The organism is Paracoccus binzhouensis, from assembly GCF_016446475.1.
In the GTDB taxonomy this organism is placed as follows: domain Bacteria; phylum Pseudomonadota; class Alphaproteobacteria; order Rhodobacterales; family Rhodobacteraceae; genus Paracoccus; species Paracoccus binzhouensis.
The window spans coordinates 1-21,275 of the sequence record NZ_JAEHFP010000079.1 but is presented as its reverse complement, the minus strand read 5'-3'; the positions used below and the strand labels follow the sequence as shown (position 1 = coordinate 21,275).

The window sequence follows — 21,275 nt, the reverse complement described above, 5'->3', positions numbered from 1 at the left end:
CTCCGAGCAGGCGGTGGCCGGCGCGCGGGCCGAGATCGACGCCCAGACCGAAGCCGCCCGGCTGGCCGCCGCCCGCCGCGAGGCGCTGGAGGCGCTGATCGGCGACCTGCGCCGCCGCAACGCCGAGACGCAGCAGCAGCTGGACGAGACCGAGGCCGCCCGCCTGACCGATGCCGCCGCCGCCGAGGCGCTGCGCGAACGGCTGGCGAAATCCGATGCCGAGCTGGATGCCGCGACGCTGGAACTGGAGGCGGCGCGCAAGCAGGCCGAGGAGACGCTGACCCTGCTGGCCGCCGCCGAGGCGGCGAAGAAGGAACTGGGCACGCAGGCCGAGGCCCAGGCCAGCGAGGCCGAGAAGCAGGCCGGGCTGCTGGCGCTGGCGCAGCAGAAGCTGTCCGAGCAGGAGGCGCTTTCCGCCGAGGACCGGCGCCGCGTCGCGCTGCTCAACCGGCAGGTGGCGCAGCTCAACGACCAGCTGGGCAGCCTGCGCGCCGTACTGGACGCGGCCGGCGATGAACGCCGCGCGGCCGACCTGCGCGCCGAGGACCTGGGCCGGCAGCTCAACGTCGCCCTGCTGCGCGCCGCCGAGGAGGAGCGCAAGCGCCGGGCGCTGGAGGCGGAGGCGCGCGCCAGGGCCGAGGCCGAGGCCAAGGACCTGGCGCGCTATCGGTCCGAGTTCTTCGGCCGGCTGTCGCAGATCCTGGCCGGGCGCGAAGGCGTGCGGGTGGTGGGCGACCGCTTCGTGTTCTCCTCGGAGGTGCTGTTCCCGACCGGCGAGGCGACGCTCTCGCCCGAGGGGCGGGCGCAGATCGCGCGCGTGACCGAAAGGCTGCAGCAGATCTCGGCCGAGATCCCGCCCGAGATCGACTGGATGATCCGGGTGGACGGCCATACCGACAACCAGCCGCTGTCCGGGCAGGGCCGCTATCGCGACAACTGGGAGCTGAGCCAGGCCCGGGCGCTGGCGGTGGTGCGCTACATGGTGGACGAGTTGGGCTTCCCCGAGGCCCGGCTTGCCCCCACCGGCTTTGCCGATACCCGGCCGGTGGCGCCGGGCGACACGCCCGAGGCCCGGGCCCAGAACCGCCGCATCGAGCTGAAGCTGACCGAGCGCTAGGCGCGCGGGTCGAGCAGGGTGTATTCGTCGGGAAAGCGGTTCAGATAGCGCAGCATCGGCCCGGCCGCCCGCCATTGCCGCAGCAGCGAGGCCCGCAGCGCCCCGACGCGCGGCCAGTGCCGCGCCCATGCCCCGGCGGGGCGGGGCGCCTCGGGGAAATGCCGGGCCAGCACCTCGGCAAAGGCGGCGCGCATCCGCATCGGCACCACCCCGGCCGCCTCGTCGCGCCAGGGTTTCGCGGGGCCGATGAAATGGATCAGACAGGGATCGGCCATGGCGGCCAGATGCGACGAGGCCCAGGTGAACTGCCAGTTCCACAGCGGGCTGATCTCGGCCCAATCGCCTTTCAGCGTGCCGTTCAGCAGCGCCTGGTCGCGGCCCAGGCCCCGCAAGTGCCGGCGGGCGAATTCGGCCAGGCGGGCGGGCAGATCCTGGGCCGCAAAGGCTTCGGTGTCGATCATCACCACGCCCGAGTTGAAATAGGGATGCGCCGGCTCGGCCAGCCTGCGGAACTCGGCCACGCGACGCTGCGGGCTGCGCCATTGCCGGTTATCGCGCACCGCCGCCACCGCCCGGCCCAGCATGTCCGCCCGCATCAGCCGCGCCGGGTCGCCGCGCTCGTAAAGGATGTCCGCGTCCAGCACCAGGATGCGGCGGTAATGCCCGGCCAGGGCATGGCCCAGGAAGACCGACATGTAGGCGGCGAGCGAGCGGCGCGCATCCAGCGGCAGCGCCTCGGCCAGCACCGCGTCGCGCGCCGCGACCTGGCCGATGCCGGCGCCGATCAGGCCCGGGGGCAGGGCCAGCAGTTCGGGGCTGCCGATCAGCACGTCATAGTCGCGCCCCGGCCGGGCCGCCAGCGTCAGTGCCGGCGTGGCGGCATAGGGCAGATAGGCCGCATCGCAGGCGATGGCGACCGCCATGTCGGAGCCGGGACAGAAGCCGGTCGGGAAAACGGGGGCAAGAGCCATCGGGACCTCGGCCGCGCGTGATCGGCGCCGAGGGGGCTGCCACGCGGCGCCTTGCTCAACACCGCGGCGCGGTGACGGGTTTCATCGCCGCGCGACGAAAACCGCGGCGCTGCCGGGACGGGGTTGCCAGCGCCGAACCCGGTCCCGCCGGAAACCGGACGGCCGGGCGAGGCGCCCGATCCGGAGCGCGGATCCTCCGGGTCAGCTGTCCTGCTGCGCGGCGGCGGTCTCGCGCGGGGGGCGGCCGATGATGTCGCGCAGCGCGTCCAGCTCGATGAAGTTGTCGGCCTGGCGGCGCAGTTCGTCGGCGATCATCGGCGGCTGGCTGCGCATGGTCGAGACCACCGAGACCCGCACGCCCTGGCGCTGCAGCGCCTCGACCAGCGGCCGGAAGTCGCCGTCGCCGGAAAACAGCACCGCATGGTCCAGCCGCGGCGCCAGTTCCATGGCGTTGATCACCAGCTCGACATCCATGTTGCCCTTGACCTTGCGGCGCCCCAGCGCGTCGGTATATTCGCGGGCGGGCTTCGTCACCATGGAATAGCCATTGTAATGCAGCCAGTCGACCAGCGGGCGGATCGGTGAATAATCCTCGTTTTCCAGCAGCGCCGTATAGTAATAGGCGCGGATCAGCTTGCCGCGCCGCTCGAATTCCTGCCGCAGCAGCTTGTAGTCGATATCGAAACCCAGCGACTTTGCCGCAGCGTAGAGATTCGACCCGTCGATGAACAACGCCAGCCGGTCGTCCTTGTAAAACACGATTCCCCCGAGATGTCTCGTAACCCAATCCAGAAGGCGAACTTAGCGCTGGTTGCGCTGGGTGCAAACCTACCTAGTTCGGCAGGTATTCCGGCCGAGAACCTGCGTTTTGCCCTTAAAAAGATCTTGCAATTACCGCAGGTTGTGCCGGTGGCGATCAGCCGGTTCTGGACCACGCCGGCCCATCCGGCCGGTTCCGGTCCCGATTATGTGAACGCCGCCGCCGCATTTCTTTGCACCATGCCGCCTGATGCGCTGCTGGCGGAACTGCATGCGATCGAGGCCGAACTGGGCCGCAGCCGCGAGGGCGCCCGCTGGCAGGCGCGCGGGCTGGACCTGGACCTGCTGGCCTGCGGCGACCTGGTGCTGCCCGACGCCGCGGTGCAGGACCGCTGGCGCGAGCTGCCGCCCGAGGAACAGCCGCGGCATGCGCCCGAGCAGCTGGTGCTGCCGCATCCGCGCCTGCAGGACCGCGGCTTCGTGCTGGCGCCCCTGGTCGAGGTCGCGCCGGACTGGGTGCATCCGCGTCTTGGCCGCTGCGTGGCGCAGATGCTGGCGGCGCTGCCGCCCCAGGCGCTGCAGGGCATGAGGCCGGCAAGCGCTTGACATTTCCGGGGCAAGGCACCAAATATCCGGCTTCGCCCCTGCATCCCGATTCCAGCTGATAAGGTGACCGATGGCCCGCGTTACAGTCGAAGATTGCGTCGACAAGGTTCCGAACCGTTTTGACCTGGTGATGCTGGCGGCCCATCGCGCGCGTGAAATCGCGGCGGGCAGCCCGCTGACCGTCGACCGCGACAATGACAAGAATCCCGTCGTCGCCCTGCGCGAGATCGCCGACGAGACCCAGCCCGTGGACGAGCTGCGCGAGCGCATGATCGAGTCGAGCCAGACCCAGATCGAGGTCGACGAGCCCGAGGAGGACGCGATGGCGCTGCTGCTGGGCGCCGAGATCGACCGTCCCAAGCCCGCCGACGAGGAATCGGAAGAGCGCATGCTGCGCATGATGCTGGAAGCGCAAGGCAGGAACTGAGCACGAAGGTCTTCGGCTGAACATGATCGACGTCGAAGACCTGATCGCGCTTATCCGCAATTACAACCCGCGCACCAATGCCGAGCTGATCCGCGACGCCTATGAATACGGGCGTCGCATGCACGAGGGGCAGTTCCGCCATTCGGGCGAGCCCTATTTCACCCATCCCGTTGCCGTCGCCGCCATCCTGACCGAGATGCGGCTGGACGATGCCACCATCATCACCGCGCTGCTGCACGACACCATCGAGGACACCCGCTCGACCTGGGCCGAGGTGGCGCATATGTTCGGGCGCGAGATCGCCGATCTGGTCGATGGCGTCACCAAGCTGACCAACCTGCAGCTGTCCGGCGCCCATTCCAAGCAGGCCGAGAATTTCCGCAAGCTTTTCATGGCAATGTCGCGCGATCTTCGCGTGATCCTGGTCAAGCTGGCCGACCGTCTGCACAATATGCGCACCATCAAGTCGATGCGGCCCGAGAAGCAGCTGCAGAAGGCGCGCGAGACCATGGACATCTTCGCGCCGCTGGCCGGCCGGATGGGCATGCAATGGATGCGCGAGGAGCTGGAAGACCTGGCCTTCAAGGTCATCAATCCCGAGGCGCGCAACTCGATCATCCGCCGCTTCGTCAGCCTGCAGCGCGAATCCGGCGACGTCATTCCCAAGATCACCGCCGACATCCGCGCCGAGCTGGAGCGCGAGGCGATCGAGGCCGATGTCTATGGCCGCGCCAAGCGCCCGTTCAGCATCTGGCGCAAGATGCAGGAAAAGCAGCTCAGCTTCTCGCGCCTGTCGGATATCTACGGCTTTCGCATCATCACCCGCTCCGAGGCCGACTGCTATCGCACCCTGGGCGTCATCCATCACCGCTGGCGCGCCGTGCCGGGGCGGTTCAAGGATTACATCAGCCAGCCCAAGGCGAACGGCTACCGTTCGATCCACACCACGGTTTCGGGCCGCGACGGCAAGCGGGTCGAGGTGCAGATCCGCACCCGGCAGATGCACGAGGTGGCCGAGGCCGGCGTCGCCGCGCATTGGGCCTATCGCGACGGCGTGCGCACCGAGAACCCCTTCGCGGTCGATCCGGGCGAATGGATCGTCAGCCTGACCGAGCGCTTCGGCGAGGAAGATCACGACGAATTTCTCGAGCATGTGAAGCTCGAGATGTATTCCGACCAGGTGTTCTGCTTCTCGCCCAAGGGCGACGTGATCCCGCTGCCGAAGGGCGCGACGCCGCTGGATTTCGCCTATGCCATCCATACCCGGCTGGGCTCGTCCTGCGTCGGCGCCAAGGTGGACGGCATCCGCGTGCCCTTGTGGACGCGGCTCAAGAACGGCCAATCGGTCGAGATCATCGCCGCCTCCGGTCAGCGCCCGCAGGCGACCTGGCTCGACATCGTCGTCACCGGCCGCGCCAAGGCCGCCATCCGCCGCTCGCTGCGGCAGGAGGACCGGACGCGCTTCATCCGCCTGGGCTCGGAACTGGTGCGGGTGGCCTTCGAGCATGTCGGGCGCAAGGTCAGCGACAAGGCGCTGCGCACGGCGGCCAAGACCATGGCGCTGCCCGATACCGACGAGCTGCTGGCGCGCATCGGCAGCGCCGAGATCTCGGCCCATGACGTGCTGACCACGCTTTATCCCGAACTGGCCGAGAAGCGCAGCGAGATCGACGCCAAGCGCGCCGTCGCCGGGCTGGAAGCCGACCAGGAATTCACCCGCGCGCCCTGCTGCAACCCGCTGCCGGGCGAGCGCATCGTTGGCATCACCTATCGCGGCAAGGGCGTGGTGATCCATGCTATCGACTGCCCGGTGCTGGCCGAGTTCGAGGACAGCCCGGAACGCTGGGTCGACCTGCATTGGCGCGAGGGCCAGCATCCGGCCGCCTATTCGACCATGCTGTCGCTGACCATCCGGCACGATGCCGGGGTGCTGGGCCGGATCTGCACGCTGATCGGCGCGCAGGGGGCGAATATCTCGGACCTGGAATTCGTCGACCGCAAGCCGGATTTCTACCGGCTGCGCGTCGAGATCGAACTGCGCGACCGCGAGCACATGCACACGCTGCTGACCGCGCTCGAGGCCGAGAGCGACGTGGCGCAGGTGTCGCGCATCCGCGACCCCTCGGCCCATGTCGCCTGAGGCGGGCCGCGCATGTTCAAGCGCCGCAAGCCGCTGAGCTATGCCCAGCTTTGGACCGAGATGTTCTATCCGCGCTCGGGCTGGAAGCGGGCGTCGAAATACGTGCTGCACCGGCTGCGCCGCCTGCCGGACCAGCCGCATCGCGTGGCGCGCGGCTGGGCCTGCGGCATCTTCATCTCGTTCACGCCGTTCTTCGGCTTCCATTTCATGGGCGCGGCGGCGCTGGCCTGGCTGATCCGCGGCAATATCCTGGCGGCGCTCCTGGGCACCTTCGTCGGCAACCCGCTGACCACGCCCTTCATCGCGCTGACCTCGGTCGGGCTCGGGCGCTGGATGCTGGGGGTCGAGGGCAAGTTCACCCCGCATCTGATCTTCGGCGAATTCGCCCGCGCCGGTGGCGAGCTGTGGAACAACCTGCTGGCGCCGCTGAGCGCCGAGCGCACGGCGCATTGGGACCAGCTGCTGCAGTTCAACGAGCAGATCTTCCTGCCCTATGCGGTGGGGGGCATCCTGCCCGGCCTCGCCGTCTCGGTCGCGGCGCATTACCTGACCGTGCCGCTGATCCGCGCCTATCACCGCCATCGCGAAAGGCAGATGGCCGAGCGCATCGCCCGCGCCAAGGCGCGGCGCGCGCGCGAACTGGCCGCGAAATCCGAAGACTAGAAGCCCAGCCGGTCGCGCAGCGAATACCAGCCCATGCCGGCGACCAGCAGCGGCCAGCGCAGCGCCGCGCCGCCGGGAAAGGGTGGCGAGGGCAGGGCGGCCATGGTGTCGAAGCCTTCGCTCTGGCCCTGCACCGCCTGCGCCATCAGCTTGCCGGCCAGCGTCGCCAGCGCCAGCCCGTGCCCGGAATAGCCGCTGGCCGACAGGCAATTCGGCGCCGGCCGGGCGAAGCAGGGCATCCGGTTCATGGTGATCGCCAGCGTGCCGCCCCAGGCATGGGTCAGCGTCACGTCGGCAAGGCCGGGATAGATCTCCAGCAGCGGCTTGCGCACCTTGGCGGCGATGTCGGCGGGAAAGCGATAGCCGACATTCTCGCCGCCGCCGAAGATCAGCCGCCCCTCGGGATCGAGCCGCCAGTAGTTCACCACGAATTTCGTGTCATGCACGCCGATGGGCCGGGTCAGCACCTCGGCTGCGCGCCGGCCCAGCGGCTCGGTCGCGACGATGAAATTGTTGATCGGCATGACGCGGGCGGCGACATGGCTGTCGAGATGGCCCAGATAGCCATTGGCCGCCAGGATCACCTGGTCGCAGATCACCCGGCCCTTGCCAGTCTGGACGATGCTCTTTTCGCCGGCCTTCCGGGCGTGGCGGATGTGGTGGACATGGCTCAGCTCGCGGATCCGGGCCCCGGCCGCATCGGCCAGCCGCGCCATGCCGATGGCCAGGTTCAGCGGCTGCAGATGCCCGGCGCCGTGGTCCAGCTCGCCGGCGACATAGGCCTCGGACGGCACCAGCGCCCGGAAGGCGTCGCGGTCCAGCGCCTCGATCCGGTCGTAGCCGTAGTCGCGGGCCAGCCTGTCGATCATGGCGCGGGCATGGTCGAGTTCCGCCGGCTTGCGGAAGGCATGGGCGATGCCGTCGGCCACCGGCACCCCGGCGCGCGCCGCCAGATCGCGGGTCAGGGCCTTGGCGTCCTCGGCCATGTCCCAGAGCCGGCGGGCGGCCTCGCGCCCCGCCATCCGCTCCAGCTCGTCCACCTCCAGCCGCTGGCCCGAGCCGAGCTGGCCGCCGTTGCGCCCCGAGGCGCCGAAGCCGACGCGATGCGCTTCCAGAACCACCACGTCGCGCCCCGCCTCGGCCAGGTGCAGCGCCGCGGAAAGCCCGGTATAGCCGGCGCCGACCACCACGACATCGGCGCGCTCCTCGCCGCGCTGCTCGGGAAAGGCCGGCAGCGGGTCGCGGGTCGCGGCATAGAGGCTGGGCGGATATTCCCCCCGCCGGTCGTTGGAAAACAGCAGGTTCATGCTCCGGCTTTCACCGTTCCTCAAATACTCATCCGACGGCGCGCAAGGGCCCGGCCGCGCCCGGCTCTACACGTTCAGCAGCAGGTGCTCGCGCTCCCACGGGCTGATGACCTGCAGGAATTCCTTGTATTCGTTGCGCTTGACCGCCTGGTAGACGTCGATGAACTCGGATCCCAGCACCTCGCGCATCGGCGCGCTCTCGTCCATCAGGTCCAGCGCGTCGCCCAGGTTGTAGGGCAGTTCGTCCTCGGACATATAGGCGTCGCCCAGGCATTCCGAGCGCGGGTTCTCGCCCTCGATCAGGCCCAGATAGCCGCAGGCCAGGCTGGCGGCGAGGCCGAGATAGGGGTTGCAATCCATGCCCGCCAGCCGGTTCTCGACCCGCCGCGCCTCGGGTTTCGAGATCGGCACCCGCAGCCCGGTGGTGCGGTTGTCGCGCCCCCATTCCAGGTTGATCGGCGCCGCGAAATCCGGGACATAGCGGCGATAGCTGTTGACATAGGGCGCCAGCAGCGCCACCGCCGCCGGCAGGTGCTTCTGCATGCCGGCGATGAAATGCATGAAGGCCGGCGTCTCGCGGCCCTGTCCGTCGGAAAAGATGTTGCGGCCGTCCTCCAGCCCGACGACCGAGTGATGGATGTGCATGGCGCTGCCCGGCTCGCCCTCGATGGGCTTGGCCATGAAGGTGGCGAAGCAGTCGTGGCGCAGCGCCGCCTCGCGGATCAGCCGCTTGAAGTAGAAGATCTGGTCGGCCAGGTGCACCGGGTCGCCGTGGTTCAGGTTGATCTCGACCTGGCCGGCGCCGCCTTCCTGCAGGATGCCGTCGATCTCGAAGCCCTGCGCCTCGGCGAAGTCGTAGATGTCGTCGATCACCTTGCCGTATTCGTCCACCGCCGACATGGAATAGGCCTGCTTGGCGGCGGCGCGGCGGCCGGTGCGGCCCATGGGCGGCATGATCGGCTGGTTCGGGTCGATGTTGCGCGCGACCAGGAAGAACTCCATCTCGGGCGCGACGATGGGCTTCCAGCCCTTCTGCCGGTACAGATCGACCACGCGCTTCAGCACGTTGCGCGGCGCGATCGGCACCGGGTTGCCGGACTGGTCGCTGACGTCGTGGATCACCTGCAGGGTCACGTCCGCCGTCCAGGGCGCCGCCGCCGCGGTCGAAAAATCCGGGGTCAGGATCATGTCCGGCTCGGTGAAGGCGCCCGAGGGGTTGTCGGCCCAGTCGCCGGTGATGGTCTGCAGGAAGATCGAATTCGGCAGGTAGAAGCGTTCCTGATGCGCGAATTTCGACGCCGGCATAGCCTTGCCGCGCGCCACCCCGGCAATGTCGGCGACGATGCATTCCACCTCGTCCAGCCGGCGACCGGCGACGTAGTCCTGGGCGGCTTGCGGGGTTTCCTCGATCCAGTGCGATTTCATGCGGCACCCTGCTTCCTCTGCGCCGCAAAGGCGCGCGGGGCCTTGAAGAAGGCCTCGATCCGGTCGGCGATGCCGGCCGAGTGCCGGGGCCCGCCCAGCCGCGCCCGGGCCTGCCGCTGCAGATCCTCGGGCACCACGCCCTTGGCGCGATGGTCGATCAGCCCTTCGATGAAGGCATCCTCGAATTCCGGATGCGCCTGCACGGTGAAGGCGCGGGTGTCATAGACCAGCGCGGCGTTCTCGCAAAAATCGTTGCTGGCCACCACCTCGGCATCGGCGGGACGCTCGGCCACCTGGTCCTGGTGCCAGGCGTTCAGCGTCACCGTCTCGCCGCCGAAATCGTAGTCCTGCGGGCCGACCGCCCAGCCGCCGGGATGCTTCGCGACCTTGCCGCCCAGGGCCTGCGCGATGATCTGGTGGCCGAAGCAGATGCCGACCATCGGCACATGCGCGGCATAGGCGCGGCGGATGAAATCCTCGAGCGGCGGGATGAAGGCGTGGCCTTCATAGGCGCCGTGGCGCGAGCCGGTCAGAAGCCAGCCCTCGGCGTCGTGGACGCTTTCGGGAAACTCCATGTTTTCCACATGGTAGCTGGCGAAGTCGAAGCCCCGCCCGGCCAGGAGCCGCTCGAACATGGTGTCATAGTCACCCAGTTCGCCGCGCAGAAGCTCGGGCGATTGGCCGCATTTGAGAATGCCGATACGCATGGATTGGCCTGTCGTTTGTTCGCCCTCAAGCTAGTCGCCGGGGCGCTTGCCGGCAAGGGGCTGCGACCTTCCGCGGGGCTGGCCCATGCCGGCGGGCCGCGCTAGGCTGGCGCGCAGGATCGGCAGGAAAAGGATTGGCCATGCCCGGACTTCGCCCAGATGTGGACCCCGAGGGGCTGCAGGAATTCTCGGTCGTCTTCACCGACCGCTCGCTCAACCACATGTCGCAGAAATTCCAGGCGGCGATGCGCGACATCTCGGCCACGCTGCGCGAGGTCTATGGCGCCGAAGCGGTGGCGCTGGTCCCCGGCGGCGGCACCTGCGCCATGGAGGCGGTGGCGCGCCAGTTCGGCCGCGACGCCCATGCGCTGATCGTCAGGAACGGCTTCTTCAGTTACCGCTGGAGCCAGATCTTCGAGGCGGGTGGATTTGCGCGCGACACCACGGTGATGGCGGCGCGCCCGGCCGGGAACGAGCCGCGTGCGCCCTTCGCCCCGGCCCCGGTCGAGGAGGTGGTCGCGAAGATCCACGACAGCCGCCCCGATGCCATCTTTGCCCCGCATGTCGAGACCGCCTCGGGCATGATCCTGCCCGACGACTACATCCGGGCGCTGGCGGCGGCCGCGCATGAGGTCGGCGCGTTGATGGTGCTCGACTGCATCGCCTCGGGCGCGATCTGGGTCGACATGCGCGAAACCGGCGTCGACGTGCTGATCTCGGCGCCGCAGAAGGGCTGGTCGGCCTCGCCCGCGGCCGGGATGGTGATGTTCTCGCCCCGCGCGCTGGAGCGGCTGGAGGCCACGACCAGCGACAGTTTCGCGCTGGACCTGAAGAAATGGCGCGCCATCATGAAGGCCTATGAGGACGGCAGCCATGCCTATCACGCCACCATGCCGACCGACGCGCTGATCGGGTTGCGCGACGCCATGGCCGAGACCCGCGAGATGGGCTTCGAGGCGGCGCGCGAGGCGCAATGGCGGCTTGGCGATGCGGTGCGGGCCGAACTGGCGCGGCGCGGGCTGCGCTCGGTCGCGGCCGAGGGCTTCGCGGCGCCAGGGGTGGTGGTCTGCCATACAGACGACCCCGACGTGCAAAGCGGCCGGAAATTCCTGGCCGAGGGCTACCAGATCGCCGCCGGCGTGCCCCTGCAGGTCGGCGAGGGCGAGGGCTTTCGCAGCTTCCGCATCGGGCTTTTCGGGCTCGACAAGCTCAGGGATGTCGAGGGCACGCTGGCGCGGCTGATCCCGGCCTTCGACGCGGTGTTCTGACCTGCCGGCCCGCGGCGCCCGGCGGACAGGCGGGGGACAAAGCGTCGCAGGGCCGGAACAATCCACGGGGCTTCGCCGTTGGCTTGCCGAATAGGGACCCAGTCTTTGAAAGGAGACCACCATGGCCAACAAAGAAGCGACCTCCGACGAACTGAAGGCCGAGGCGCGCCGCGCCGCCGACGAGGTCGGCCGCCACGCCCGCCGTGCCGCCGACGAGGCGGGGGAGGCTTTCGAGACCGCGCGGGATCGCGGCGCCGACCTTTACGAATCGGCCCGGGAAAAGGGTGCCGAATTTGTCGATTCGGCCCGCAGGCGGGGCGAGGAATACCTGGAAAGCGCCCGCGAGCGCGGCCATGAATATGCCGAGCGCGCGCGCCGCGAGGCCCGGCGCATCTATCGCGAGGGCGAGCGCCGCGCCGGCGAGGTCGCCTCCCATGCCGAGGATTACTACGACGAGGTCTCGGGCGCGGTGCGCCGCCACCCGGCCCAGGCGCTCGGCATCGCTGCCGGCCTCGGCTTCCTGCTGGGCCTGATCGTCGCGCGCCGCTGAGCCAGGCGATGTTCGATTACGCCAGGAACCTGCAGCTTGCCCTGGCCGACAGGCTGCGCCGCGCCGGGTTGGCGGCCGGGGCAGGGGCGGTGCTGCTTGTTGCGGCCGGCTTCCTGCTGGCGGCGCTGTGGACCTGGCTGGCCCATTACCTGCATTGGGGCCCCCTGGGCGCCTCGCTGGCCATCGGCATCGCCTTCCTGCTGGCCGGGCTGGCGATGCTGCTGCTGGCCCGCAAGGAGCGCCGCCGCATCCCCGGCCCCGATGAGCTGAAGGCCGAGATCGAGCAGAAGCTGAACCTTGCCGCCGACATCGCGGTCGAGAAGGCCACCGGCGCCGCCGATGCCGCCCTGGAAAAGGCCTCGCAAAAGGCCGGCCAGTTGATGCGGCAGGCCGAGCGGCGCGTCCATGCCGTCAGCGACAGCCTGTCCTACAAGGCCGACCGCTTCGCCGACCGGGCCGAGGCACGGGTCCAGGGCGCGGCCCGCAAGGCCGGCGAGACTGCCGCCCAACGGTTGGGCCTGCCGCCCGATGCCATGCGCCGGGCGACCGGCCGCCTTGGCGAGGCGTCGCAATCGCGCGCCGCGGGCCTTGCGCCGCTGATCGGGGCCTTCGCGGTCGGCATGACCCTGGCCTCGCGCCTGCAGGCCTGGCGCCACCGCGACGACCGGGATGATGATGGGGAATGGGACGCGGAATGGGATGATGCCGGGGACTGGCCCGACGATCCCTATGATCCCTGTTGACAGGTCCCCGTTGACAGGAGAGCCCGCCTTGCGGCGGGCTTTCGCGTGCTGCGGCCGGGGCCAGCTCAGGCGTTCGCTTCGCGGATCTTGTTGGCGGCGTCCTTGTCATAGGCCACGCCGGCCTTGTCGAGCAGCTGGTCCAGCTCGCCCGAGAGCGTCATCTCGGTGATGATGTCGCAGCCGCCCACGAACTCGCCCTTGACATAGAGCTGCGGAATGGTCGGCCAGTCCGAGAATTCCTTGATCCCTTGCCGGATCGTCTCGTCGGCGAGCACGTTCACGTCGCGATATTGCACGTTCATGTAGTTCAGCACCCCGGCCACCCGGCTCGAGAAGCCGCATTGCGGCATTTCCTTGGTGCCCTTCATGAACAGGACGACATCATTGCCGTCGATGGTCTCCTGGATCTGCTGGCGCGCGTCGGTCATTCTGCTGGTTCCTTCCTGAAGCATGGGCATGCTGGCCTGCTTTTTAATCGGGTGCCTTGGTGGTCAGCGCCAGCGCGTGCAGCGCGCCTTGCGGGCCGTCCATCTTGCCCTGCAGGGCGGCATAGACGGCGCGTTGCTGCTGGACGCGGTTCTGGCCACGGAAGCTTTCATCGATCACCTCGGCGGCATAGTGATTGCCGTCCCCGGCGAGGTCGGTGATGGTGATCTTGGCATGCGGGAAGGCAGCGCGGATCAGGGCTTCGATGTCCTGGGCTTCCATAGCCATGGCGGTTCCTTTCACTGTTCTCCCTGATGTAGGCGAAGCCCGCGCAGGCCGCAAGATCACCCCCTTGCCGCAGAGGCAGCGGCTGGAACACCCCTCGAATCTGCTGTCGAATTGAACCCGTCGCAGTTGATCCAAAATCAAGGATCCTGCGGTAAAAGATTGTTTTCAAGGGAGAAATGAACTGGCTGGGGCGGTAGGATTCGAACCTACGGTACACGGTACCAAAAACCGTTGCCTTACCACTTGGCCACGCCCCAACTCTGTGCAGGCGTATCTATCCAAGCCGGCCGAAGCGTGCAAGGGGCAAAAAGGAAAAATCTTGTGGCTTCCCGCCGGGGCATTTATGCGCCCGGCATGGAACAAGCGGATACGGTCATTCTGGGTGCCGGCGCGGCCGGGCTTTTCTGCGCCGGCGCGATTCTCGAGCGGCTGCAGGGCCGGGGCGGGCAGCGCATCGTGGTCCTGGATCACGCCCGGGCGCCGGGCGAGAAGATCCGGATCTCGGGTGGCGGGCGCTGCAATTTCACCAACCTGGCCACGGCGCCGGATCGTTTCCTGTCGCGCAATCCGCGCTTTGCCGCCTCGGCGCTGGCCGGGTTCACCGCGGCGGATTTCGTTGCCATGGTGGACCGGGCGGGCATCGCCTGGCACGAAAAGACCCTGGGCCAGCTGTTCTGCGACGATAGTGCCCGGCAGATCATCGACCTGCTGCTGCACCGCATGCGCGGGGCCGAGCTGCGGCTGGACACAGCCGTCGAGGGCGTCGAGCCCATGGCCGAGGGCTTTTGCATCGCCACGCCGCGCGGCCCGCTGCAGGCGCGCCGGGTGGTGGTGGCAACCGGCGGCAAGTCCATCCCGAAGATGGGCGCGACCGGGATCGGCTATGACATCGCCCGGCGCTTCGGGCTGGAGATCGTCGAGCCGCGGGCCGGGCTGGTGCCGCTGACCTTCGCCCAGCAGGACCTGGACCTCTGCCGACCGCTGGCCGGGCTGTCGGTCGCGGCCGAGGTCAGCCATGGCGCCGGCCGAACGCGGGCGCTGTTCCGTGACGGGCTGCTTTTCACCCATCGCGGCCTGTCGGGGCCGGCGATTCTGCAGATCTCCAGCTTCTGGCGCCCGGGCGAGGCGATCCATATCGATCTGGCGCCGGATGCGGATGTTGCGGCCGGACTGCGCGAGCTGCGCGGGCAGGGCGGCCGTGTCGCGGTGGCGACCGCACTGTCGCGCTGGCTGCCGGCGCGCCTGGCCGAGGCCATCGCCGCAGAGACCGGCCTGGCCAGGGCGCGGCTGGCCGACCAGAACAACGCCACGCTGGGCCGACTGGCCGACCGCATCAACCGCTGGGTGCTGCGCCCGGTCGGCTCGGAGGGCTGGCGGACCGCCGAGGTCACCGTGGGTGGCATCGACACCCGTGCGTTGGACTCGCGCAGCCTGCAGGTGAAATCGGCACCCGGCCTGTACTGCATCGGCGAGGTGGTGGACGTGACCGGCTGGCTCGGAGGCTACAATTTCCAATGGGCCTGGGCCTCGGCCCATGCCGCCGCCAAGGCCATCGCCGCCGGCTGAGCTAGCCCATCACCGGGTCCGACTTCGCCAGCGCGTCGAAGCGCATCAGCGAGGCGATCAGATCCGGCATGCGGTCCAGCTGGATCATGTTCGGCCCGTCCGAGGGCGCGTTGTCGGGATCCTGATGCGTCTCGATGAAGACGCCCGCGACGCCCAGCGAGACCGCGGCCCGCGCCATCACCGGGGCGAATTCGCGCTGCCCGCCCGAGGATCCGCCCTGGCCGCCCGGCTGCTGCACGGAATGGGTGGCGTCCATGATCACCGGCCAGCCGGTGCGGGCCATGATCGGCAGGCTGCGCATGTCGGCGACCAGGGTGTTGTAGCCGAAGCTGACGCCGCGCTCGGTCAGCAGGATGCGCCGGTTGCCGGTCGAGGCGACCTTGTCGGCGACGTTTGGCATGTCCCAGGGCGCCAGGAACTGGCCTTTCTTGACGTTCACCACCGCGCCGGTCTCGCCCGCCGCCAGCAGCAGGTCGGTCTGGCGCGACAGGAAGGCGGGGATCTGGATCACGTCGACCACGGCGCCGGCCATGCGCGCCTGCTCGATGTCATGCACGTCGGTCAGCACCGGGCAGCCGATGCGGGCCCGCACCTCCTCGAGCATGCGCAGCCCTTCCTCGATGCCGATGCCGCGCCGGCCCTTCAGCGAGGTGCGGTTGGCCTTGTCGTAGCTGGCCTTGAACACATAGCCGGCGCCGGCCTTGGCGGAGGCCGCGGCCACCGTCTCGGCGATCATCAGCGCGTGGTCCAGCGTCTCGAGCTGGCAGGGGCCGGCGATCAGCACCAGGGGCAGATCGTTTCCGAAAGTGACATTGCCGGTCTGGACATGGTTCATGAGGACACCTGTTCGCGCAGGATCGAGGCCGTCAGCGAGAGCATCAGGTAGATGCCCGAGAAGATCAGGAAGGCGACGATCGTGTTCTGGAAAGCCTTGGGATAGGTCGGTTCGTCCGGCGGCACCGGGGCGACCGACAGCGAGAGATAGCGGACCTGCTTGTTGGCCTCGATGCGGGCATTTTCCATCTGCGCTGCAGCAGCGGCAAGCAGTTCCTGGCGGGTGAGGAGATCGGATTCGGCGATGCGGATCTCGCCCGAGATGGTGGCGAGCGAGCCGCGGGCGTTGTTGCCCTCGGTCAGCTGGCTGCGGGTGTCCGCCAGCATCTCCTCGAGCCGGCTGATGTCGCCCATCACCCCGGCGACCCGGCTCTGGTTGGGCTGCGGGTTCGACTGCAGCTGGCCCAGTTCCAGCTTCTTCTCGGCCAGCTGGCGCTCGAGCTCGGCGATATGGCCCATGATGACCGAGCCCTCGGCCACCGGGTCGAGCACGCCCAGCTTCTCCTGCAGCTCCTGCACGCGGCGCTGCGCCGCCTCGACCTTGGCCTCGGCGTCCTGGTAGCTTTCGATGGCGCCCTTCATCTGGTCCTCGCGGAGGCGGGCGGTCATCTGGTCCACCTGGCCCTCGGCATATTTGATCAGCGCCAGCGAGAATTTCTGGCTCAGCTCGGGATCCGGGGCGATCACCTCCATGTTGATCACGCCCTCGGTCGGATCATAGCCAATCTTCACCGAGTTCTGGTAAAGCTTGTAGGTCTGCTCGTTGGTCGCCTGGGTCGGCAGGCGCAGGATCGGGTCGATGGCAGGGCTCTGGAAGGCCTGCCTGAAGCCCAGTTCCTTGTCGAGCCGCAGCATGGCGTCGCGTGAGGTCAGGTAGCTTTGCACCGAGACCGAATCGGTATTGGTCGCCAGCTGCGTGCCACCGAACAGCCCGCCCAGGCTCGAGGACCCGGACTTCTCGGCCTGCTGGATCTGGAATTGCGACATCGTGGCGTAAAGCGGCGTGGCGACGAAGAAGTAATACCAGCCGGCGATCAGGGTCGGCAGGACGACGAAGGCCGCCAGCCGCCCCAGCAGCATCAGCAGCTTGCGCCGCCGCCGGCGGGCGATGTCCTGCTGGATGCGGATGATCTCGGCGGCGCGGCGGTCCTCGGTCAGCGCCTCGCGCGAGGGCAGGCCGGTCGAGCCGGGCGGCAGCGGCATGATCTCGGAACCGCGGCCGCGCCGCGCCGGGGCGTTCTTGCGGGACGGCACCGGCATGTTGGCCGAGGCCGCAGGCTCGGCCCGGGCCTGGGCACGCGCGCCTTCGTCCGACAGGATCTTGCCCACGGCGGCGCGGTGGAACGGGTCGATGCCGCGGTCGCGCAGCGCCACCACCGCCTCGTGATCGGTTTCCACCTGGATCTCGTGCATGGCGGCAATGCGGCGCGCCATGCGCAGCTGCCGGTCGGTCAGGTTCTCGGCCCGCACCGCCGCGATCCGCTCCTGCATCGAGGGCTGGTCCTCGGTTGGCGGGGCTTGCGGCACCGGGTTTTGCGGCGCGGCGCCGGGAAAGCGCATGTCGCCGAAGCCGTCATCGCCGGCCGCCGCCCCGAAAAGCGGCTCGGTCCCGGCGGCGGGATCGCCCGCTGCACCGCGCTTGTGGACCGAGACCTGCACCTTGCGCGCCGTCTCGACCGCGCCCGACCCACGCCGGACCGCCAGGGCCGATTCCTCGCGGCTGATGCGATAGGCGCGCGCCTTAGGCGGTGTAGTCATAATATTGCCTTGCCTCTTCGAGGGTTTCGAACTGATAAAGCTTGCCGTCGCGCAGCACGGCGGCGCAATTGCAGAATTTCTCGATGGTCTGGGCCTGGTGCGAGACCACCACCACCGTCGCCGATTTCAGCCGATCGTAAAGCACCGAGCCGGCCTTGCGGTTGAATTCCGCATCCGTGGTGGTCGGCATGCCCTCGTCGATCAGGTAGACGTCGAATTCCAGCGCCAGCATCAGCGAGAAGGTGAAGCGCGAGCGCATGCCGGCGCTGTAGGTGCCGACCGGCATGTCGAAATATTCGTCGATATCGGTCAGCCAGCGGCAGAAGGCCTCGACGTAATCGGGATCGAGCCCGTAGATGCGGGCGATGAAGCGGGCGTTCTCGTTGGCGCTGAGCGTGGCGGTGATGCCGCCCATGAAGCCAAGCGGAAAGGACACCCGGCAATCGGTGCGGATGGTGCCCTCGTCGGGTTTTTCCAGCCCGCACATCATGTTGATGATCGTGGTCTTGCCGGTGCCGTTCGGTGCCAGGATGCCCATGGACCGCCCCAGCTCGATCCGGAACGAGGCGCGGTCGAGGATCACCTTGCGCTGGGTCCCGGTCCAGAACGACTTGGAGACATCGTCGAATTCGATCATCTGACCGTCCCGATCCGCGCATTCCGCGCAGCTGGCTAACAAACTGACAAGCCGCCGTGCAGGTGCTGTCCGGCGGGGCTGGCCGGACATTATGCGCAGGGCCATCCGCTGTCCACCATGGCCGATCAATGCTTGAAACTTCGTGAATGCCCGGCCCTTTTTTCCGGGGCATTCCATCCATATCTGCGGGCCATGGCCGGTTGCGGGGATCTTGTGCAGGAAATCAGGGGCTGCAGGCTCTGCGCGCCGCGGTTCGCGCAGACCGCGACCCGGCACAGCCCGCGCCCTGTCGCCTGGTTCCAGCCGGGCGCGCGCATCCTCGTGGTCGGGCAGGCGCCGGGCATGCGGGTGCATCTGGCCGGCCGGCCCTTCGCCGACCGCTCGGGCGACCGGCTGCGCGACTGGATGGGGGTCGCGGACGAGGTCTTCTACGACCGGTCGCGCATCGCCATCGTGCCGATGGCCTTCTGCTTCCCGGGCTATGACGCCAAGGGCTCGGACCTGCCACCGCCGCCGATCTGCGCCACGACCTGGCGCGCGCGGGTCATGGAGGCATTGCAGCCGGACCTGACCCTGCTGGTCGGCGGCCATGCACAGCGCTGGCACCTGGGGCAGGCGGCGCGGGGCGGGGTCACGGAGACGGTCGCCGGCTGGCGCGACCACGCACCGCGCATCTTTCCCTTGCCTCATCCGTCCTGGCGCAATACCGCCTGGCTGCGGCGCAATCCCTGGTTCGAGGCCGAACTGCTGCCCGAACTGCGCGCCGCCATTGCCGGATTGCTGTGAGAGGCCGATGACCCCGCTGGACGAGCTTTGCCAGATCCCGTTTCACGAAGCCGAGACCCCGGCCCGGGCGCGCATCCTGTCGCGCCTCGCCGATACCGAGCTGTTCGCCGCGCTGGTGGCCGAGCCACCGGACGACAAGGCCGAACTGCGCATCTTCGAACTGCCCGAGGGGCCGGTGGCCCTGGCCTGCGACACCGAGGACCGGCTGGCCGATTTCCTGGGTGGGCCGGTCGCCTATCTGGCGCTGCCGGGCCGGGTGCTGGCTGCCGCCCTGGCCGCCGAGGGGCAGGGGCTGCTGGTCAACCCCGGCCATGCCTCGCAGCTGATGCTGGATGCCGCAATGCTGGCCTGGCTGGTCGGCGCCCTGGAAGCCCGGCCCAGCATGGCCCCGGAGGACGCGGCGCAGAGCCTTGCGGCGCCCGCGCCCGAGGCGGTGGCGCTGCTGGCCGAGCCGCTGGCGCAGCGGCTGGCGGACATGGCCGGGCTGGTCGGGCGGATGGCGCTGGTTTCGGCGCAATGGCGCGACGGGCGGCGCAGCCACGCGCTGCTTCTGTCCGGCGTCGATCCGGTGCATGAGGCGGCGATCGCCAAGGCCCTGGCCGAGCTGCTGGCCTTCCTGCCGGAACTGCCGGGCGGCGTGGATATCGGCTTTGCGGCGCGGACGCTGCCGCGCGGGGCGCTGATTCTCGAGCCGCCCTTGCCTTTGCCTTCTCCGGAGCCCGAGCCGGCACGGCGCGATCCCAAGGCGCCGCCGCGGTTGCGGTAGGCGCAAACGAAAACCCGCCCCAAGGGGCGGGTCTTTGCGTGATCAGCGAAAGTTGATCGGTCGCGAGTCAGGCGCCCCAATGGCGGACCGGGCCGCAGTCCATGTGGACGAAGTTCGAGCGCGAATACTTGCCGACCCCGCCGGCCCTGCAGGCGGAAGCGGCCTTGTACATCTGCGAGACCGAGCGCGATTTCAGGCGCAGGTCGGCAGCCTTGCCCACCATGTGCAGCGAATTCCTGGCCACGCCCGAGGACCGCGCGCGCAGCATGGCGTTGGTCTTGGGCGAGCGATAGCCCGACAGCATCATGTAGGGTTCGTTGGTCTGCAGCAGCCGGTGCGAGGCTGCAGCGATGTCGATGGTGCGCGGGTCGATCCCGATCGCCTGGCCCGTGCGCCAGTCGCGCATGAACACGTTGATTTCATTCAGGGCGTCCCGGATATACTTGCCATCGACCCAATAGACGGTGTCGATGCTTTCCCCGGTGCGCCCTGAATACATGCGGATGCGGCGGATGTCGCCGGCACCTCGCAGCAGCCCGAAAGCATTGGCCATAACCGGCGCTGCTGCCACTGTCGTCGCCGCGAAGACACCAAGGATGCCCCGACGCGAGATGGTTTCAAACGTCATGTCAGATCGCCTGTCCTGCTTCGTTGTGTCACCGCCCGTTCTGGGGCGACCCGTCCCGGTTTAGCCGGGACTGGTTAAGAATATGTCACTGCCGCGCGAGCAGAGGGAAGCGTTTCGTTCCCGGCGCGGCGGAGTTCCGCCCCTGTCGGCGAAAATCCGCCGACGACAGATCCGAATCGGAACCCGAGCGAATGTTTTTCGGTGGCCGTGCTCGGGCCGCATCACTGTTGCAAGAAAAAAACGCCCGCGCTGGACCCCAAACCCGGCGAATGAGAAGATTTCCGCCATCAGGAAAGGAATAGTTAAAGGTGCATTTCGCCAGATTGATTCGCGCCATGATTGTTGTCACCTTGCTGGCCGCCGCGCCGCGCCCGGCAGGGGCGCAGGCGCTTGACGTCGTGCCGGTGGCGGCGCTGCCGGCTCCGCGGCTGGCCTTTTCGCAGCAGGAGATGGCGCTGGCGAGCCGGGTCGCCGGCAATCCCGGGCTGGCGGATTTCTATGGAACCAACGGCTTGCAGCCGATCTTCCTGGGTCCGCAGGGCGCCCGGCACCGCGCGGCGCTGATCGAGGCGGTGGGGCAGGCGGCTTCGCACGGGCTGCCCGCTTCGCGCTACCAGCAGGCCGCCCTGCGCCGGCTCGACCGCGAGGGCGCCGATTCGGTCGAGGCGGAACTGCGCTTCGCCCGGGTCTTCGCGCTCTGGAGCCATGATGTCTCGGGCGGTATCCTGGATCCGCGCAAGGTCGAAAGCGGCATCAAGCGCGAGGTGCGGCGGCCGCGCACCGGCGACCTGATGCGGGACTTCGCCCGCGCCGCCGATCCGGGCGCGGTGCTGGCGGCGCTGCCGCCGCGCGATCCGCGCTACCGGGCGTTGCGCGACGCGCTTGCCCGGCAATCCCGGCTGG

23 protein-coding genes and 1 tRNA gene are annotated in these 21,275 nt (G+C 68.8%); 12 read left to right on the top strand and 12 right to left on the bottom strand.

The genetic code is table 11. The features are described from left to right. On the top strand, positions 1-1,117 hold a 1,117-nt coding region (locus tag I9P22_RS16605), incomplete at its 5' end, for a peptidoglycan -binding protein (RefSeq protein ID WP_199260619.1). Here the strand turns inward: I9P22_RS16605 and I9P22_RS16600 are convergent. Next, the gene (locus I9P22_RS16600) at positions 1,114-2,088 is read right to left on the bottom strand and encodes a glycosyltransferase family 8 protein (protein WP_199260618.1); all 975 of its coding nucleotides are present in this window, start codon (positions 2,086-2,088) and stop codon (positions 1,114-1,116) included. The genes I9P22_RS16605 and I9P22_RS16600 overlap by 4 nt on opposite strands. 201 nt (positions 2,089-2,289) lie before the next feature. After that, on the bottom strand, positions 2,290-2,847 hold the full coding sequence (locus I9P22_RS16595) for a LabA-like NYN domain-containing protein (protein WP_199260617.1): 558 nt from the start codon (positions 2,845-2,847) through the stop codon (positions 2,290-2,292). 12 nt (positions 2,848-2,859) lie between these two features. On the opposite strand from I9P22_RS16595, the gene folK reads away from it, so the two are divergent. The 4 genes from folK to I9P22_RS16575 all read left to right on the top strand — a co-directional run bounded on the left by folK (position 2,860) and on the right by I9P22_RS16575 (position 6,683). Further along, positions 2,860-3,453, top strand: coding sequence for a 2-amino-4-hydroxy-6-hydroxymethyldihydropteridine diphosphokinase (gene folK / locus I9P22_RS16590; RefSeq protein ID WP_199260616.1), 594 nt, complete (start codon positions 2,860-2,862; stop codon positions 3,451-3,453). Between the two features lie 70 nt (positions 3,454-3,523). After that, positions 3,524-3,880, top strand: a complete 357-nt coding sequence (gene rpoZ / locus I9P22_RS16585; protein ID WP_199260615.1) for a DNA-directed RNA polymerase subunit omega — start codon at positions 3,524-3,526, stop codon at positions 3,878-3,880. A gap of 22 nt (positions 3,881-3,902) precedes the next feature. Next, positions 3,903-6,020, top strand: a complete 2,118-nt coding sequence (locus I9P22_RS16580) for a RelA/SpoT family protein (RefSeq protein ID WP_199260614.1) — start codon at positions 3,903-3,905, stop codon at positions 6,018-6,020. Between the two features lie 12 nt (positions 6,021-6,032). Beyond that, positions 6,033-6,683 (top strand): DUF2062 domain-containing protein, encoded by a 651-nt coding sequence (locus I9P22_RS16575; RefSeq protein WP_199260613.1) that lies wholly within the window; start codon positions 6,033-6,035, stop codon positions 6,681-6,683. Here I9P22_RS16575 and I9P22_RS16570 read toward each other — a convergent pair. The 3 genes from I9P22_RS16570 to I9P22_RS16560 all read right to left on the bottom strand — a co-directional run bounded on the left by I9P22_RS16570 (position 6,680) and on the right by I9P22_RS16560 (position 10,122). Continuing rightward, entirely contained in the window at positions 6,680-7,990 is a 1,311-nt protein-coding gene (locus tag I9P22_RS16570) for an NAD(P)/FAD-dependent oxidoreductase (RefSeq protein WP_199260612.1), read from the bottom strand. The genes I9P22_RS16575 and I9P22_RS16570 overlap by 4 nt on opposite strands. Before the next feature lie 66 nt (positions 7,991-8,056). After that, a complete protein-coding gene (locus I9P22_RS16565) occupies positions 8,057-9,415 on the bottom strand; it encodes a glutamine synthetase family protein (RefSeq protein WP_199260611.1) in 1,359 nt (452 codons plus the stop codon). Next, positions 9,412-10,122, bottom strand: a complete 711-nt coding sequence (locus tag I9P22_RS16560; RefSeq protein ID WP_199260610.1) for a type 1 glutamine amidotransferase — start codon at positions 10,120-10,122, stop codon at positions 9,412-9,414. Before I9P22_RS16560 ends, I9P22_RS16565 begins: the two co-directional genes overlap by 4 nt. A 140-nt stretch (positions 10,123-10,262) precedes the next feature. On the opposite strand from I9P22_RS16560, the gene I9P22_RS16555 reads away from it, so the two are divergent. The 3 genes from I9P22_RS16555 (at position 10,263) to I9P22_RS16545 (ending at position 12,683) form a co-directional block, all read left to right on the top strand. Then, positions 10,263-11,390 carry an aminotransferase class V-fold PLP-dependent enzyme gene (locus I9P22_RS16555; protein ID WP_199260609.1) on the top strand — a complete coding sequence of 376 codons (1,128 nt, stop codon included), beginning with the start codon at positions 10,263-10,265 and terminating at the stop codon, positions 11,388-11,390. Between the two features lie 121 nt (positions 11,391-11,511). After that, positions 11,512-11,940 carry a DUF883 family protein gene (locus I9P22_RS16550; RefSeq protein WP_199260608.1) on the top strand — a complete coding sequence of 143 codons (429 nt, stop codon included), beginning with the start codon at positions 11,512-11,514 and terminating at the stop codon, positions 11,938-11,940. An 8-nt stretch (positions 11,941-11,948) separates the two neighbouring features. Further along, positions 11,949-12,683 (top strand): phage holin family protein, encoded by a 735-nt coding sequence (locus I9P22_RS16545; protein ID WP_199260607.1) that lies wholly within the window; start codon positions 11,949-11,951, stop codon positions 12,681-12,683. 65 nt (positions 12,684-12,748) lie between these two features. On the opposite strand, the gene grxD is transcribed toward I9P22_RS16545, so the two are convergent. From grxD to I9P22_RS16530, 3 genes are all read right to left on the bottom strand, one after another. After that, positions 12,749-13,111 (bottom strand): Grx4 family monothiol glutaredoxin, encoded by a 363-nt coding sequence (gene grxD, locus I9P22_RS16540; RefSeq protein WP_199260606.1) that lies wholly within the window; start codon positions 13,109-13,111, stop codon positions 12,749-12,751. Between the two features lie 43 nt (positions 13,112-13,154). Further along, positions 13,155-13,397 carry a BolA/IbaG family iron-sulfur metabolism protein gene (locus I9P22_RS16535; RefSeq protein ID WP_199260605.1) on the bottom strand — a complete coding sequence of 81 codons (243 nt, stop codon included), beginning with the start codon at positions 13,395-13,397 and terminating at the stop codon, positions 13,155-13,157. A 182-nt stretch (positions 13,398-13,579) separates the two neighbouring features. Further along, a tRNA-Gln gene (locus tag I9P22_RS16530) sits at positions 13,580-13,654 on the bottom strand. A 97-nt stretch (positions 13,655-13,751) separates the two neighbouring features. Between I9P22_RS16530 and I9P22_RS16525 the strand changes: the two genes are divergently transcribed. Then, positions 13,752-14,963 (top strand): BaiN/RdsA family NAD(P)/FAD-dependent oxidoreductase, encoded by a 1,212-nt coding sequence (locus I9P22_RS16525; RefSeq protein ID WP_199260604.1) that lies wholly within the window; start codon positions 13,752-13,754, stop codon positions 14,961-14,963. Between the two features lies 1 nt (position 14,964). Here I9P22_RS16525 and kdsA read toward each other — a convergent pair whose 3' ends face one another. Genes kdsA through I9P22_RS16510 form a run of 3 tightly spaced genes read right to left on the bottom strand, consistent with a single transcriptional unit; the run spans position 14,965 to position 18,192 of the window. Continuing rightward, entirely contained in the window at positions 14,965-15,798 is an 834-nt protein-coding gene (gene kdsA, locus I9P22_RS16520; RefSeq protein ID WP_199260603.1) for a 3-deoxy-8-phosphooctulonate synthase, read from the bottom strand. After that, complete coding sequence (locus tag I9P22_RS16515; RefSeq protein ID WP_199260602.1) at positions 15,795-17,555, bottom strand: capsule biosynthesis protein; 1,761 nt, start codon at positions 17,553-17,555, stop codon at positions 15,795-15,797. The genes kdsA and I9P22_RS16515 overlap by 4 nt, the downstream gene beginning before the upstream one ends. Further along, positions 17,539-18,192, bottom strand: a complete 654-nt coding sequence (locus I9P22_RS16510) for an ABC transporter ATP-binding protein (RefSeq protein WP_199260601.1) — start codon at positions 18,190-18,192, stop codon at positions 17,539-17,541. The genes I9P22_RS16515 and I9P22_RS16510 overlap by 17 nt, the downstream gene beginning before the upstream one ends. Before the next feature lie 192 nt (positions 18,193-18,384). On the opposite strand from I9P22_RS16510, the gene I9P22_RS16505 reads away from it, so the two are divergent. Continuing rightward, positions 18,385-18,978 carry a uracil-DNA glycosylase family protein gene (locus I9P22_RS16505; protein WP_199260600.1) on the top strand — a complete coding sequence of 198 codons (594 nt, stop codon included), beginning with the start codon at positions 18,385-18,387 and terminating at the stop codon, positions 18,976-18,978. Positions 18,979-18,985: 7 nt separating this feature from the next. Further along, positions 18,986-19,744 carry an SseB family protein gene (locus I9P22_RS16500; RefSeq protein WP_199260599.1) on the top strand — a complete coding sequence of 253 codons (759 nt, stop codon included), beginning with the start codon at positions 18,986-18,988 and terminating at the stop codon, positions 19,742-19,744. A 67-nt stretch (positions 19,745-19,811) separates the two neighbouring features. Here the strand turns inward: I9P22_RS16500 and I9P22_RS16495 are convergent, their stop codons facing one another. Then, complete coding sequence (locus tag I9P22_RS16495; RefSeq protein WP_199260598.1) at positions 19,812-20,372, bottom strand: YcbK family protein; 561 nt, start codon at positions 20,370-20,372, stop codon at positions 19,812-19,814. 335 nt (positions 20,373-20,707) lie between these two features. Between I9P22_RS16495 and I9P22_RS16490 the strand changes: the two genes are divergently transcribed. Next, on the top strand, positions 20,708-21,275 hold a 568-nt coding region (locus tag I9P22_RS16490; RefSeq protein ID WP_456299613.1), incomplete at its 3' end, for a L,D-transpeptidase scaffold domain-containing protein.

Coding starts and splice junctions, on each gene's coding strand:
- I9P22_RS16600 (WP_199260618.1), bottom strand. CDS start 2,088: ATGGCTCTTGCCCCCGTTTTCCCGACCGGCTTCTGTCCCGGCTCCGAC.
- folK (WP_199260616.1), top strand. CDS start 2,860: ATGTCTCGTAACCCAATCCAGAAGGCGAACTTAGCGCTGGTTGCGCTG.
- rpoZ (WP_199260615.1), top strand. CDS start 3,524: ATGGCCCGCGTTACAGTCGAAGATTGCGTCGACAAGGTTCCGAACCGT.
- I9P22_RS16580 (WP_199260614.1), top strand. CDS start 3,903: ATGATCGACGTCGAAGACCTGATCGCGCTTATCCGCAATTACAACCCG.
- I9P22_RS16575 (WP_199260613.1), top strand. CDS start 6,033: ATGTTCAAGCGCCGCAAGCCGCTGAGCTATGCCCAGCTTTGGACCGAG.
- I9P22_RS16570 (WP_199260612.1), bottom strand. CDS start 7,990: ATGAACCTGCTGTTTTCCAACGACCGGCGGGGGGAATATCCGCCCAGC.
- I9P22_RS16565 (WP_199260611.1), bottom strand. CDS start 9,415: ATGAAATCGCACTGGATCGAGGAAACCCCGCAAGCCGCCCAGGACTAC.
- I9P22_RS16560 (WP_199260610.1), bottom strand. CDS start 10,122: ATGCGTATCGGCATTCTCAAATGCGGCCAATCGCCCGAGCTTCTGCGC.
- I9P22_RS16555 (WP_199260609.1), top strand. CDS start 10,263: ATGCCCGGACTTCGCCCAGATGTGGACCCCGAGGGGCTGCAGGAATTC.
- I9P22_RS16550 (WP_199260608.1), top strand. CDS start 11,512: ATGGCCAACAAAGAAGCGACCTCCGACGAACTGAAGGCCGAGGCGCGC.
- I9P22_RS16545 (WP_199260607.1), top strand. CDS start 11,949: ATGTTCGATTACGCCAGGAACCTGCAGCTTGCCCTGGCCGACAGGCTG.
- grxD (WP_199260606.1), bottom strand. CDS start 13,111: ATGACCGACGCGCGCCAGCAGATCCAGGAGACCATCGACGGCAATGAT.
- I9P22_RS16535 (WP_199260605.1), bottom strand. CDS start 13,397: ATGGCTATGGAAGCCCAGGACATCGAAGCCCTGATCCGCGCTGCCTTC.
- I9P22_RS16525 (WP_199260604.1), top strand. CDS start 13,752: ATGGAACAAGCGGATACGGTCATTCTGGGTGCCGGCGCGGCCGGGCTT.
- kdsA (WP_199260603.1), bottom strand. CDS start 15,798: ATGAACCATGTCCAGACCGGCAATGTCACTTTCGGAAACGATCTGCCC.
- I9P22_RS16515 (WP_199260602.1), bottom strand. CDS start 17,555: ATGACTACACCGCCTAAGGCGCGCGCCTATCGCATCAGCCGCGAGGAA.
- I9P22_RS16510 (WP_199260601.1), bottom strand. CDS start 18,192: ATGATCGAATTCGACGATGTCTCCAAGTCGTTCTGGACCGGGACCCAG.
- I9P22_RS16505 (WP_199260600.1), top strand. CDS start 18,385: ATGGCCGGTTGCGGGGATCTTGTGCAGGAAATCAGGGGCTGCAGGCTC.
- I9P22_RS16500 (WP_199260599.1), top strand. CDS start 18,986: ATGACCCCGCTGGACGAGCTTTGCCAGATCCCGTTTCACGAAGCCGAG.
- I9P22_RS16495 (WP_199260598.1), bottom strand. CDS start 20,372: ATGACGTTTGAAACCATCTCGCGTCGGGGCATCCTTGGTGTCTTCGCG.